General features: G+C 43.1%; 12 protein-coding genes. 1 reads left to right on the forward strand and 11 read right to left on the reverse strand.

Annotation, left to right across the window (positions count from 1 at the left end; genetic code table 11):
• Positions 1 to 63: 63 nt before the first annotated feature.
• Together N6H18_RS00075 and N6H18_RS00080 are read right to left on the reverse strand one after the other, a co-directional pair.
• Positions 64 to 1,089, reverse strand: coding sequence for an agmatinase family protein (locus N6H18_RS00075; protein ID WP_262309806.1), 1,026 nt, complete (start codon positions 1,087 to 1,089; stop codon positions 64 to 66).
• Entirely contained in the window at positions 1,090 to 1,584 is a 495-nt protein-coding gene (locus N6H18_RS00080; protein WP_262309807.1) for a SixA phosphatase family protein, read from the reverse strand.
• A gap of 120 nt (positions 1,585 to 1,704) precedes the next feature.
• Here N6H18_RS00080 and topA point away from each other — a divergent pair, with 120 nt between their 5' ends.
• On the forward strand, positions 1,705 to 4,020 hold the full coding sequence (topA, locus tag N6H18_RS00085; RefSeq protein WP_262309808.1) for a type I DNA topoisomerase: 2,316 nt from the start codon (positions 1,705 to 1,707) through the stop codon (positions 4,018 to 4,020).
• 63 nt (positions 4,021 to 4,083) lie between these two features.
• Here the strand turns inward: topA and pelA are convergent, their stop codons facing one another.
• The 9 genes from pelA to N6H18_RS00130 form a co-directional block, all read right to left on the reverse strand.
• Positions 4,084 to 5,184 (reverse strand): pectate lyase, encoded by a 1,101-nt coding sequence (gene pelA / locus N6H18_RS00090; RefSeq protein ID WP_262309809.1) that lies wholly within the window; start codon positions 5,182 to 5,184, stop codon positions 4,084 to 4,086.
• Positions 5,185 to 5,231: 47 nt separating this feature from the next.
• Positions 5,232 to 5,636 (reverse strand): cupin domain-containing protein, encoded by a 405-nt coding sequence (locus N6H18_RS00095; RefSeq protein WP_262309810.1) that lies wholly within the window; start codon positions 5,634 to 5,636, stop codon positions 5,232 to 5,234.
• Between the two features lie 64 nt (positions 5,637 to 5,700).
• Positions 5,701 to 6,963: a DUF4861 domain-containing protein gene (locus tag N6H18_RS00100; protein ID WP_262309811.1), complete on the reverse strand. Its 1,263-nt coding sequence runs from the start codon at positions 6,961 to 6,963 to the stop codon at positions 5,701 to 5,703.
• Between the two features lie 102 nt (positions 6,964 to 7,065).
• Positions 7,066 to 8,022 (reverse strand): alpha/beta hydrolase, encoded by a 957-nt coding sequence (locus N6H18_RS00105; protein WP_262309812.1) that lies wholly within the window; start codon positions 8,020 to 8,022, stop codon positions 7,066 to 7,068.
• A gap of 162 nt (positions 8,023 to 8,184) precedes the next feature.
• The gene (locus N6H18_RS00110; RefSeq protein ID WP_262309813.1) at positions 8,185 to 9,891 is read right to left on the reverse strand and encodes a glycoside hydrolase family 28 protein; all 1,707 of its coding nucleotides are present in this window, start codon (positions 9,889 to 9,891) and stop codon (positions 8,185 to 8,187) included.
• Between the two features lie 19 nt (positions 9,892 to 9,910).
• Entirely contained in the window at positions 9,911 to 10,888 is a 978-nt protein-coding gene (locus tag N6H18_RS00115) for a pectinesterase family protein (RefSeq protein ID WP_262309814.1), read from the reverse strand.
• Positions 10,889 to 12,109: a glycoside hydrolase family 88/105 protein gene (locus N6H18_RS00120; protein ID WP_262309815.1), complete on the reverse strand. Its 1,221-nt coding sequence runs from the start codon at positions 12,107 to 12,109 to the stop codon at positions 10,889 to 10,891. It abuts the gene before it with no gap.
• A gap of 155 nt (positions 12,110 to 12,264) precedes the next feature.
• Positions 12,265 to 13,002 (reverse strand): rhamnogalacturonan acetylesterase, encoded by a 738-nt coding sequence (locus tag N6H18_RS00125; RefSeq protein WP_262309816.1) that lies wholly within the window; start codon positions 13,000 to 13,002, stop codon positions 12,265 to 12,267.
• A gap of 83 nt (positions 13,003 to 13,085) precedes the next feature.
• Entirely contained in the window at positions 13,086 to 14,345 is a 1,260-nt protein-coding gene (locus N6H18_RS00130) for a hypothetical protein (protein WP_262309817.1), read from the reverse strand.
• Positions 14,346 to 14,358 lie beyond the last annotated feature (13 nt).

Genomic DNA, 14,358 nt, shown 5'->3' on the forward strand with positions numbered 1-14,358 from the left:
TCTCAGTAAAGTGCTTCGTTAGAAAAGAAAGGAACTAAATAGTACGAAGTAGATTCTGCTATCTCAACCCACTAGACCGCAGAGTTGATACAACACACGAGCTCCTACGTTGGCATTCCACTGCTGATCGTAAGGTTGAGGAGCTACTTCGCACAAATCAAAACCAATGATTTGCCGGCCAGATGCCTTGACCTGCTGCAATAGGTACACCGCCTCCGAGTAATCCAATCCTCCAGGTACTGGAGCACCTGTCCCAGGACAAAGCAAGGGATTCAGCCCTCCAATATCAAAACTGACGTACACCTTAGGTGGGAGTTTAGCAATGATCTGTTCACATACAGTCTTCCAATGTACTCCTTCAAACTTGCGCTGCTTGATGACCTGATCATAAAATACGGTTATTCTATTCTCGTTTTGATGTACATAGCCGAGCTCTTCCTCACAAAAGTCACGAATTCCGACTTGCACCAATTGGGTAACCTCCTTTAGCTTCATTACATTAAACATCACGGAAGCATGGGAGTGCTGAAACCCTTCGTAAGCCTCCCGCAAATCCATGTGAGCATCTATTTGCAACACACCAAAATCCTGATGAGTCTCTGCCAATGCTTCTACAAAACCCAATGCACAACTATGATCCCCACCCAACACGCCTACATATTTTCCTTCTTGAATCAATGCCAAGGTTTCCTGTTTGATTCGTTGCCTGAGTGAATCAGTCGATTTATTGACCTTTTCCAACAGCTCTACACTATTATTATAGGTCTGTCCTGTAGTCAACGACGCGATGTATGGTTCTATCTGGGTACGGAGGATGTCACTCTTGGATTTTATTTTCCCGTCCATGGGACTCATCCATATCCCACGCTTCCACGGTGAATCTCTGTGAGGCAAATCCAATCCCAACTGTACCGAAGCATCCAAAATAGCCCTCGGGCCAAACGCCGTACCACTATTGTATGAAACCGTAGCTTCCCATGGTACAGGATAGACGACTACTTCTGCCTCTTCTTTGCCATGAGGCAAACCAAATATAGTTCCCTTCAGTCCTGGAGCACTGGGATTGTAATTCTTTATATTCTCTGGCATTTATTCTATTTCCTTTGGAGAAGTGTATGCGACAAATTCGACGACATTTTGAGAGAAAGCCGACCACTCACCCTCATAGCGCAAGTGAATGATGCCTGCTGGTGACACATTGCCAATGATGTCTCCCGTCAAGTACTCCGCCAAAAAACTAATCGCAGGATTATGAGCTACGATAGCAACTGATTTCAAGGCTGGGTTGATCTCATTGACTACTCTCAGGAGAATTCTGGTAGAAGCTTCATAGAGTTCTTCCATCTCCTGAATCTTGCTGGGATCAAAATCAATTTGCTCCACCATAAATCCCGCAGTTTGGCGTGTCCTCAAAGCGCTACTGACCAGGATAGCCTCAGGCTTGTACTCGTTCATTTTCATGAACCTTCCTACTTTGGAAGCCACGATCTCACCCTCAGGGGTAAGTGAGCGATCGATATCCCGAATGTCAAAATTATTGGCGTCTGCTTCGGCATGTCTAATCAAAAAAAGTTCTTTACTCATCTGGGTCATTATCTCTTGAGGTGGGTAATTTATTTAGAAATCTATTTTTTGTATTTGCTTAAATCATTTTTTTTTATGGAACTTTGACGCTTTCCTATTAACAAAACCATTCGTTTCGAAATGAATCTAGTCATAGTTGAGTCACCTGCGAAAGCAAAAACAATAGAGGGGTATTTGGGCAAAGAATATAAGGTTAGTTCAAGCTATGGCCATGTTCGGGATCTACAAAAGGGCAACAATGCCATTGATATAGAGAATGGTTTCACTCCCACCTACGAAGTATCCAGTGACAAAAAGGAGGTCATTAGAGAACTCAAAAAACTAAGTAAAGAGGCCACCACTGTCTATCTAGCGAGTGATGATGACCGTGAAGGAGAAGCAATTTCATGGCATTTGAAAGAAACTTTAAAATTAAAAGATGAAAACACCAAACGGATTGTTTTCAGAGAAATCACCAAAAATGCCATCACTCAAGCCATCAACAATCCGAGAGGAATAGACATTGATCTGGTTAATGCGCAGCAAGCAAGAAGGGTTTTGGACAGACTTGTTGGTTTTGAGCTTTCGCCCATTCTGTGGAAAAAAATCAAAACAGGTCTCTCTGCCGGTAGGGTACAATCTGTAGCTGTACGACTCGTCGTGGATAGAGAACGCGACATTGATAAGTTCAATGCAGAGTCGTCCTTTAGAGTCACGGCCTCCTTTCCCCTGGAGCAAGAAAAGACTCTCGTAGCAGAGCTGCCTACCAAGTTCAAGACAGAAGAAGAAGCGCACCAATTCGTCAAAGAATGTGTCGGCGCAAAATTCGCTATCGAAAACTTGGAGAAAAAACCAGGCAAAAAATCTCCTGCACCGCCATTTACTACCTCTACTCTACAACAAGAAGCAAGTAGAAAATTGGGGTTTTCGGTATCCAGAACCATGAGTGTAGCACAAAAGCTATACGAAGCAGGTAAGATTTCATACATGAGAACTGACTCACTCAACTTGTCCGAGGAAGCCATGACTGCCGCCATCGCAGAAATCAAATCTAGCTATGGGGAGAGTTTTTCGACTCCAAGAAAATACAAGACAAAGAGCACTTCTGCACAAGAAGCTCACGAAGCAATCCGCCCAACCAACTTTGGCTTGCACAGTGCAGGCGCTGATGACAGTGAACGAAGACTGTACGAGCTGATATGGAAGCGTGCCATAGCCTCGCAAATGTCTGATGCACAGATTGAAAAGACCGTCGCTACCATCAGTATCTCAACACGTCCAGAGAAACTCAGGGCATCAGGTGAGGTCATCAAATTCGAAGGATTCCTCAAGGTATATGTAGAATCTGACGATGACGAAAGTGGTGAAATCGAGCAAAAAGAAATGCTACCTCCACTGACGGTAGGGCAAGATTTGGATCTAAAGGAATTGAAAGCCAAAGAAGGTTTTACCAGACACCCTGCTAGATATACAGAGGCTAGTTTGGTCAAGAAACTAGAAGAAATGGGTATCGGACGTCCATCGACCTACGCTCCGACTATCTCTACTGTGCAAAAAAGAAACTATGTCGTCAAGGAAGAAAGAGAAGGGCATGAGAGGAATTACAGAGAAATCATCCTCAGCGATGGAAAAATAGAATCTCTGACACAAACAGAAATCACTGGCGCAGAAAAAAACAAATTATTCCCTACCAACACGGCGATGATCGTCAACGACTTTCTGGTTGAGCACTTCCCTAATGTCATCGATTATTCGTTCACCGCCAATGTAGAAAAGGAATTTGATGAAATCTCCAACGGAACCAAGACATGGAATGGCATGATCGCTTCCTTTTATGGTGATTTTCACAAACAAGTAGAAACTACCGAACAAATCGAAAGATCTGAAATAGGCACTACTCGTGAACTAGGTGTTGATCCAAAAACTGGACTTCCTATTTATGCCAGACTCGGTCGGTTTGGCGCAATGGTACAGATGGGTGACTTGAGTGAGGATGAAGAGGCAGAAAAACCAAAATACGCTAGTCTGAGAAAAGGACAATTCCTAGAAAACATCACACTAGAGGATGCTTTGGAGCTATTCAAATTGCCAAGACAGGTCGGAGAGTTTGAAGACAAAGTGATGACAGCTGCCATTGGAAGATTTGGCCCGTATATCAGACACGATGGCAAATTTGTTTCTATCCCCAAGGATGTAGATCCTTTGCAGATCACCGCTGATGAAGCTATTGACTTGATCCTAGCCAAAAGAAAATCTGACGCAGAGAAGTTTATCAAAGCCTTTGATGAGAATCCAGAGGTTCAAGTTCTCAATGGAAGATGGGGGCCATATATCAAGTTTGGAAAGAAAAATGTCAAAATCCCCAAGGGCAAAGAACCAGAAAGCCTGACCTACGAAGACTGTGTAGAGTTGGAGAAAAAGACTCCTGAAAAGAAAGGCAGGAAAGCAAAAAAATAAGTACAATAAGCTAAAATCAAAAAAGGGATCAAGATCCCTTTTTTGATTTTTCTATCTATCCCACTAGTTCCATTTGGCACTCCACTCTGCGTATTCCTTCAACAATCTGACTGGAGAATCTACGTACCATCTATAGCCATTTCGTCGCTCATAACTGATATCTGACAGTGCCTCGCGTTTGATTCCATCGCGATCACAAAAGAAGGGCTCTTCTGTCTCCAAATCATAAAAACGTGCCCAAAGAGGAGTTGCTGCAGGGTCTGCTATCGCTAGCAAATTCTTTCTCCCGTCTTCTTCTACAACTTTTTCTAACCTGACCCCTTCTATCTTGTGCGTTTCAAACCAATGTATTGCCGCATTTACAGCAGTGATCACTGCTTGGGAGGGATTATCTATCTCCATCAACAACCGCGTGATACCGACTGATTCTGAACCACTAAAGGACGGCAATTCATACTCACGTGCCTTGGCAGGTGCCAAGGTGACGTGATCATGCTGTGCACACCATACAGTAGCCTGACCGTTGATCACTATTTGTGTATTCAAAATACACATGACTCCTTGATCAAATGCTTCCTGAGCCTTGACTTTGGTGTCTTCATGGATTTGCAAGGGTTTGAATAATGAGTGCCCTGTGACGATATCATAAAGAAAGGCCATGACACTAACCATAGCATCATCGTTGTATGTGATGTAGGCCGAATAAGCAACACTTTTTCCTTCTCTGACAGGATAAAACTGAGGCCAGCCCCCATTGTCATATTGTGACTCAAATATGTAATCCAGCCCTCTCATAAATGCTTGGTGATAACGTGCGTCCTCGAATTGAGCGTAGACTTTAGCGAGGAATTTCAGTTCGGTAATGGTGGCACCATTGTCAAAGGTCGCTCCTACTTTGGTCTTGTCATTTAGAACTTGTACCCTTTCGGATTTGGTAAGGACATGGTGATAAGATTGATTTTTGGGCCATCCTCCTATATCCCTCTGTCCCATCAACACATTTTCCGCAACAGCTTTGGCTTGCTCCGTGCCATACCATTCTGATGGCATCTTGGTGGCAACATCCTTCCAGCTCATGTTGAGAAAGTCCTCGCCTTGAGTTTGGGCAAAAATGGGCGTGACAGAAACAGTAACTAATACTAACAATGGGTAAATGAATTTCATGCTTTTAATATTAAATCTCAAAATCAACAAACAGTCTAGACACAAGATTATTTCTGTTGATATTTTTTTATTACCAGATATTTGAGTTCTTGCTTACCTACGTTTTTCAATCCATGCTCCGACATAGACGGACAGTACAGACTTGTATGAGGGCCTACTATGATGGTTTTGCCATCTAGATAAAATGATGCCTTCCCTTCTAGGATATAAAACATTTCGTCCTCCTCATGGCGATGTGGTGGGTGGGTAGATTTATCTGGTTTCACAACACTCATCTTGAGCGTGCGGCCATCCAAAAACTCCTTGCCGATGAACCAATACTGGTATCCACTGTCTTTGATTACTGCCTTGTCCAAGTCCAGTTCATTGACGCAATTGCCCAAGCTATATTCTTGCGCGTGGACGCTAAATCCCATCGCTATACCTAGTAAAATGTATGCTAGTCTTCTCATTTGATTCCTTTTTACCAATCTCCATTCAGAAAACGGAGACTGCCCAACAACTGTAACCTATAGGTCACCATACCACCTTAGCTATCACAGGGTTATTCAAACGCTCGACCTTGCCATTGAGGTAGGTCTTGAATGCCTCCTTGGTCGTGATACCATTTTTTTCTTGTTCCCAGGCTCCTAGTAGGTAGTAGCTGAATTTTTCGGTAGTAGGTTTGAATACCACGACGTGATCTTTCTCCGCTTCTTTCACATAATCAACATCCTTGGCATTGAATACAATAGCCAATCCCAGGTTGTCCCCAGCCAAACTCTGCTGTCCATAGGTAGCTATGTAAGCCCAACCATTTGCCTCCACCAGTGACTCTAGTTTTTCCACATCTGGCTTTTTGACCAAACCCGTACAAAAACCTGACACCATCTGATCCAATTTTATTTGATGCTCTACCGCTCTGTCTTTGGTGTCTATTTTAAGTGTAGATTCGAGGTACATCTTGTCTACAGAAGTAGCCCATCCATAATACCGAGTATCTATGATTGAAGAAATGTTTCCGTTCAGCGTGATGTGACATAGCACCGAATCTGTTTGCTCGAAATGCTCAACCGTGCCTGCTACAAACTGCCCAATCGAACCGATACCGAGTGTCTTTCCTGCTTTCAACACGTCCATGCCCCAAGGAGAATCTTCGTGGTAGGAATCAAATCCATCCTGACCTACCTGCTGCAATACCAGGGTATCTACTTTCTTTCCAAAAATATCCATTGCATTTCTCCAGTCCAGATAAAACCGATAGCCTATCTGCTCATTTTCCCATCCTGGTCCCTCGTATCGGATATCGAAAGAGTGATCCGTATGCTCATCTGCTACCCTCAAATGATCCACATTGACAAAACCAGTTCCTCCTTCGTATTTTCTACCATTCCATTGCCCCCCTTTCATCACAGATAGTTCAGCTTGTGTTTTTTTCTGTGATTGGTCAGTGATAGGAATCAAGTCTTTGAGCAAATCAAATGAAACCGATTCATTTGCACCCAATTTGATGGAGGCATACAGTTGATCCACCAAGCCATTGCCATCCAGGTCCACACACTCTATCTGTCCCTGACCTGATTGATAAAAACCTGTTTTGAGCACCTTACCTCTGACCTCAATGTCTTCTGGGACTGATACGGTGACCACCTCTTCTCTGGCTGTCGCTAGTGGATTGCTCAACGCTAGCGTGATACTTCTATCTCTTGGTGCACCTTGTGATGCACAACCATATACCACACAAGCCCCCACTACTGCCCATGTGATGTTCTTCAAAAATGTCTTTCTATCCTTTGTCATCGCTGATGTTTCTAAATGATCTCTCTTGCTTGCACTGATCTCCTAGTACGAAAGGTAAAACTAGCAGCAACGGACTACCGCTGATATTCAATAATTAACAATTCACTTGCGCGAATCATCATTATCGTTCTCTGAGGGAAAAACCTGATTCAAAAAAACCAATACCGAATCAACCGTTCGTTCAAACCAAGGATCAAAAAGCCAAAAAGAGTGAGGGGAATTTTCTATCTGACATACCTCTGTATCAATGTCATAATGATTAAAAATCTTGATCACATCATCTTGTCCCGCATGAAAACGCGGAAAAGAACTATTGATAAACAACGTAGGAGGATCACCTGCTCCAGCATGAGACAAGGCAGAGGCTTCCTCCCAAAGTGTCGGGACTTGCTCATAAGTCCCTCCTATCCACAATCCCGCCACTTTGCCCTCTTTTGATTCGGGATGATGAAAAGCCAATATCCCATCAATATCTATGACTGCTTGCACTTTCGAACTAGCTGGTATATCCGTGTTGGCCAGCTCAAACTTGGCAAATCCATCAGAGTACCCTACCAATGTAGCCAGTTGTCCACCAGCCGAGCTCCCCAATACCGCCACTCGCGAACTATCTATCCCCAGTTCATCGGCATGCCATTTGAGCCAACGGATAGCCAATTTGATGTCCTGCACCGCGGCGGGGTATTGTTCCTCTGGTGATAACCTGTACTCAACAGTAGCTGTCGCAAAAGATTCATGAGCCATCCGCATCGCCATCGGCTCCAGCATCGACCGATCACCAGAGACCCAACCTCCACCATGAATCAATACGATGAGGGGAAGTCTGCGCTCCTTCGAGATCGCTTGAGCATACAGGTCTAAGTGTAATGCTCTGTCTCCAATATGGTGATAAACTACATCTCTTTGAATAGTGATGGAACTGTCCATTTTAGCTTTGACTATCTCTATTTGTGGATATTCTTTTTGGTATTTGAGATAGGCACTGTGGGTGGTATAGGATGTATCTCTAGGAAAATCCTGCGCCAAGAGCGATTGACTCAACAACGAAAAAAGTCCCACTGTCCAAACAGTGAGACTAAACTTATTACTAAAATATAAAAACAACACTACTACTGTTACTATTCAAACACTCCTAAATTCAGAACTATTCCTATGCGTAGAAGTCCACGTCTATGCTTGTAGATCTTTACTATCCAAGTTCTCACTAGATCGTACTCCATTTCAATTCACATCAATCGTCTTCAAATCGACTTCATTGCCAATCAACACATCTTTGTCAGTCACCAAGGAGTTACTCAATACAAAATTTCTGGTTTCTTTGCCATATACCTGTATAGGAGAATCCTTTGATTCAGATTCTATCAACAGGCCATCTAGCGTCAAACCTGTCGTATTGAAAGCCGTAATGGCTGATCCCTTTTCTTGTTTGATCGATACATTTTTGAATGAAATCGCATCTGCATCGATGAGTGTAATCCCACGTTCCGCCTCCAGCATGACATTCTCCAACTGAATATTTTTCAATTTCATCTCAGGCAATCCCTGAAAATACGCCGCAATACCTGATCCAGTAGATCGTACATCTCTGATATAGATATTCTTGAATGATGGGGTTGTGACTGAGACTTCTACCTTGTCACTAGCTACCATTTCTTTGCCAACACTGCCATCAGATGCTACTGGAGATTCTCCACCATAAAACAAATTGAATCGAATGGCTTCTGCACCTACATTGATCATATCTATGTCCGATATGTAAATATCCTCGACAACCCCTCCGCGACCTCTGGTACTTTTGAATCTCAGACCACAATCTGTCCCTATGAAGGTACAGTGAGATACCTGGACATTCTTGACGCCACCTGACATTTCACTGCCGATCACAAAACCACCGTGACCATGATAGACGATGTTGTCTCTGACGATCACATTTTCGGTAGGAATGCCTCTTTTCAACCCATCTTCATCTTTGCCAGATTTGAAGCAAATCGCATCATCTCCTACATCAAATGAATTGTTGTAAATCAAGACATTCTTGCATGACTCCAGATCCACACCATCTCCATTTTGTGAATACCAGGGATTGCGAATGGTCAAATTCCTCAAGATGACATTTTCGCACATGAGTGGGTGTAGATTCCATGCGGGAGAATTTTGAAAAGTAGGGCCGTCCAACAGTACTTTGTCGCTGCTGATGATGCTGACCATGACAGGTCTTAAAAAATCCTTTACCTCCTCAAATTCAGCCAATGAATTCAAATCAGGCACATTGAAGTTACCCGCCGTATCGCCCTTTTTAGATTTTTCACTAGGATACCAAGTCTGTTCATCGTCACTCAACACACCCTTTCTGCGAACAAATTCTTTCCACTGAGCCTCAGTCAATTTGCTTTTCTTCACAGGTCGCCACGAATCTCCTGCGCCATCAAATACCCCTTGTCCAGTAATAGCCACATTGGTCAGGTTCTTGCCATGGATGGGCGACAAACAACGATAGGTTTCCAATCCCTCAAAACTGATCTCTACAATAGGATACAAATCAAAGTCATCTGAAAATTGCACCAACGCCCCTCGCTCTGTATGCAAATTGACATTGCTCTGCAAGGTAATAGGACCCGTGAGCCAAATCCCAAAAGGAATGGTGACTTGCCCTCCTCCATGCTCAGCAACTTGCGTGATTGCTTTGTTGATGGCTGCACTGTTTTCGGTGAGTCCATCACCCACAGCTCCAAAATCAACTATGCTTACTTCATAATCAGCAAAAGTAGGAGCCTGCACTTTCGGCATATCAAACTCTAGCCCCTCGTACAGTACGGCTGTTTCGTCTACCACTGTGACTGTTTGCACTGACTTTTGTTCACAAGATTGGCTCAAAAGCATCGTGAGGACCAATCCATATCCTAGCAGACTTTTCATATCTTTCTTCATCTTTCGTATCTTTTTGTAATCATGGCTCCACACTTTTCTCTTCGTTTGGATTCCATCCATCAAATATTTTGGTTAACTCATAATCTTTGGCCTGCGCATCAGTCAACTGATGCGTCCAATTGGCTCTATTATTTGTATTGGCACCTATTCCTGTTGATTGGTATTCGGCATAGTATGCCGTAGTCTCAGCGTGCGTCTTGCCCCAATTGTGCCAGCCTTGCGAATGTATATGTTGATCCATTTCGCAATTCACATATACCGTCTTGGCATAATCCCGCCACGGTCGCCCGAGATACACCGTCCCAGAAGGAGCATCTCCCGTCAAATGACAATTGAGGAAAACAAATCCAAAGGATTGCCCTTGTTCGGTACTGGCTGCTGTGATGTATTGCCCTCCCTTTTTGGAAAAAATCTCACAATCCTCAAACACTGCTGTAGACCATCCGAAAATAAAATCTGTCGTGCCTTCTATGTAGCATTGACGATAATACTGCCTCGAATTCTTGCCATGAGGGTAGAGCGTATCTTGGAATCCCAAAAAGCGACAATTGTCAAACACAACCTGGTCTGCATCGACTCTGACCGCTACCGCCTGACCTACTGGTCCAGATGAATTTTCAAAGGTTATGTTCTGCGCCCTAAACCCATCTCCATATATATAGAAACTAGAAGAGCCTGAGGTACCTATTCTTTCACCAAACTGATTGAGCTTGTCTGCATAGTCGTCATGGGTCAACACAGTACGCATCTTGTCCTCTCCGATCAAAAAGACATTGGTTTTAGAACCCGATAGTACCAATTTCTCTTTGTAGATACCATTTTTGATCAAAATTCTCGTGACGTGGTTTCGAATATCAGGCACTGCATCTAGCGCCTCCTGTACCGTGACAAAATCACCTGACCCGTCCTGAGACACTACATAATCATAAGAAGATAACTGAGCCCAAACAGGCACAGTTATCAAAAACATAAAGACTATCAATGTCGTGAATTTCATTTACTGTCGTGGTTTTAACTCTTCATAAAGCAAAGCAGCCATAATATATGGTCCTACTCCCTTCGGATCGTTGTCTCTCTTGGGTTCAGACACATAGTACTGGTATGATGCATCTCTGTACGGATCTCCTCCCAAACCCGCTACTGCACATACATTGGTCAGACTGATAGTGCCGTTCTCATTTTCTACTATGTTGTTTTCGGTGATACCCTCGTAGGCTTTCAGGGCATTCGCCAAATATGACTGATCGATGTAGCTCATCTTGACGGCCTTGAGCATTGCATAAGCAAACATGCTAGAGCAAGAGGTCTCCAAATAATTGCCTTCTTGATTGGCCTTGTCCAATACTTGCCACCACAAACCCGAAGCATCTTGGTACTTCACGATTCCTTTCACTAGCTTATTGAGTATCTGGATGATCTCTGGTCTCTTTGGGTGATCTTGAGGTATAAAATCCAATACATCTACCAATGCCATCGCATACCAGCCCATCGCACGACCCCAAAATTCGGGAGAAACACCCGTTTCAGGATTTGACCATCGCTGTTCACGACTCTCATCCCAGCCATGGTAATAGAGCTGCTTGTCTGCATCATAGGTGTACTTGTCAACTAGGTAAATTTGCTTGGCAACCTCGTCAAACAAAGCAGGTTCGTCAAATTCCACTGCATACTGAGCCAAGAATGGAGAACCCATGTACAATCCATCCAACCACATTTGATTAGGATAGATTTTCTTGTGCCAAAATCCACCCTCAGAGGTTCTGGGTTGATCTTCCATCTGAGCCCGGAGCGTATCCAGCGCTTTACGGTACTTTTCTGTTTTGTTCAGGTCATAAACTTCCATCAATGCTTTGCCAGAATTGACACGATCTATGTTATAATCCGATTTCTTATAGGTTTTTATACTTCCATCTTCGTTGATCATGGAGTCTAGGTAGAACTTGACGTAGTTCAAATATTTTTCATCACCTGTTTTTTCGTACACTTTCAGGATGGCCGAACAGACCAGGCCATTGGTATATTCCCATTTGGGAACCTCTCTGAAGTCGATCAAACGTGGGTCTGGATTTCTTTGCAATTCTGAATCAGCCATACGAATGTATGTCGGGACAGACTCCTCAGCCACAGTACCCTTACTTTCTTGCTTTTGCTCAGCAGTAGGTGTGCAAGCTGCAAAATAGAGAAGAGCGATATATATATGTTTCTTAATTAATGTCATAGATGTTTCTTTTAGCTAAAAGATCGCCGAGATAATCTCTGGCACTTTTACTGTTGGGATTCTGAAAGTAAGCTTGTTGATCACCTGCAAAGAGTCAGACTCAGCACAATCAATAGTGTAGTCCATATGTATTGCCCCTATCACCATTCCAACCTTTAATTTTTTAGATACTTAAGAAAAGGGAAATCCCATTCCTTCATTTCCTCGATAGCCAACTCAGCAATGTGATGTGCACCTTCATTGGACAAATGCGTATCATCCTGCTTTCCATCAGGCAAGTATGCAGACTCACCAGGGTTCAGCCAGAGATAAATTTTCTTGGCTTCTTCTGCTCCTAATCGACTCACCAATTGCTCTGATCTCAACTGCATATCCAAGAATGGCACCTTCATTTCCAAGGCCAATTGTCGCATGACAAAAGGATATGCACCATGTGTATCTTCCAGCACTCCCTGCTCATTGAATTTTCGTCTCACGATAGAGCTGAGCAAAACTGGTTTAGCTCCCAAGGCTCTACTCTCCATCACATAGGTTCGTAGACAATCCCTGTAAGTAGTGTAGGGCTGAGTGTAGCGTAGGCTATCCTTTATCTTTTGATCATTGTGTCCAAACTGGATGAATACATAATCCCCTTTTTTCAATTGTTGTTTTACTGCTTCCCACTTACCTTCACTCATGAAGCTCTTTGAACTTCGTCCATTGACGGCATGATTCAGTACTTGTAGCTCAGTACCGAAATACTCAGGCAGTACTTGTCCCCACCCGTGTTCGGGATTGCGGTCTGGATCCTTTTTGTCTGCCATCGTAGAATCTCCCACCAGATGAAGGGTGTAGGGTTCCTGCTGACATCCACTCATCCATACTATGAGAAGAAAATTCAGTAAATACTTCAATGTTCAATAAGAAAATGTGACTGTATTCTTTTTAAGGAAGAAACAATCAGAACTCAAATGAGTTCTGATTGTTTTCATGTTCATTATAGCTGTTGGTACACAACTTTGAAGTCCATCACATAGTAATCACCCTTTTTGGTGCTACTGGCAGGATTTTGTTTCACCTCTGTCAATCTCACCAAACACTGTGCACCCCACGCAGTCTCGAAGTAAACTACTTTACCACCGAGGATATCTACATTGGAAACACCTTCAGCTATACCTCTGAGATCAGTATTTCTTGTACTTGCGCCTTCGTCTGTCAAGGTCATTGCAAGGATGTCTTCTTTCGTCGCTGCATCAAAGAATGCCTCGTCCCCTCTATCCAACACAGAGAATGTTGTGATGTTCAGATTCAAGTCACCATTAATCTCGTTCAATTTAAATTTATCTCCATTCTGACCCGATGGTGAATAGTACCTTACATTATCGGCCTCATTGTCAGCATTGGTAATCATGAAATCTATACCCTTGCCGTCAGGATCTGCTGTAATGGTCGCCATATCATAGACCGAACCGTCAATCAAAGAAATACCAATTCCATTGCCAGCAGTTTTTCTCTTATCAGTGCCATGCAGCTCTTTGCCAGTGTATTCATAGTATAAGAACACTGGTGAGGCTACTACCGAAACCTTGATTTTACTAGAAGTGACATTACCCTTGTCATCTGTAGCCACTACATGTATTGATGACATACCCAACTCGAAGGTAATAATCTCGAACATGGTATATTCCGTTTTCTGCTCACCAGAAAGAGCTACTGATTTATATTGCGTTTCAGTCCCATCTTTTGTGATCAAATAGTCTACTTTCGTCAGAATACCCCCAGCAGATTCAACAATCCCTGTGATCGTATCTGTGGACTCCACTGACAAATCAATGACAAACTCACTCATATCCAAAGTCAAATCTGGCCCACCTGTCATTAACACTTTCCTAGTTACTTCAGCTACGTCTCCCGCTTCGTTTTCGGCAGTGATTTTTACAAATGATGTAGTAATAGAATAAGGAGGTATGACAGAGTAATCATAGCTTGTACCCTTTCCTTCAAAAGTTGTTACTTCTTGAAAAGGGGCATCTCCTTCACCACTTACGACATAAAAACTAACCTTTACCAATTTAGTATCCGACGACACATTACCAGTCACGGGGTTGATTTCCTCGTCCAAGTTTACTGGCGCAAAATCCACAGGATATTGATCTATATTGATCACCAAAGATTCTTTTCCATCCTCCTCATTACAGGCCGCGAGTGCCAACATTGAGAATAAAATTGCTACTATATAATTTATTTTCTTCTTCATAATTTATCTATCT

It is taken from the genome of Reichenbachiella agarivorans (assembly GCF_025502585.1).
In the GTDB taxonomy this organism is placed as follows: Bacteria; Bacteroidota; Bacteroidia; order Cytophagales; family Cyclobacteriaceae; genus Reichenbachiella; species Reichenbachiella agarivorans.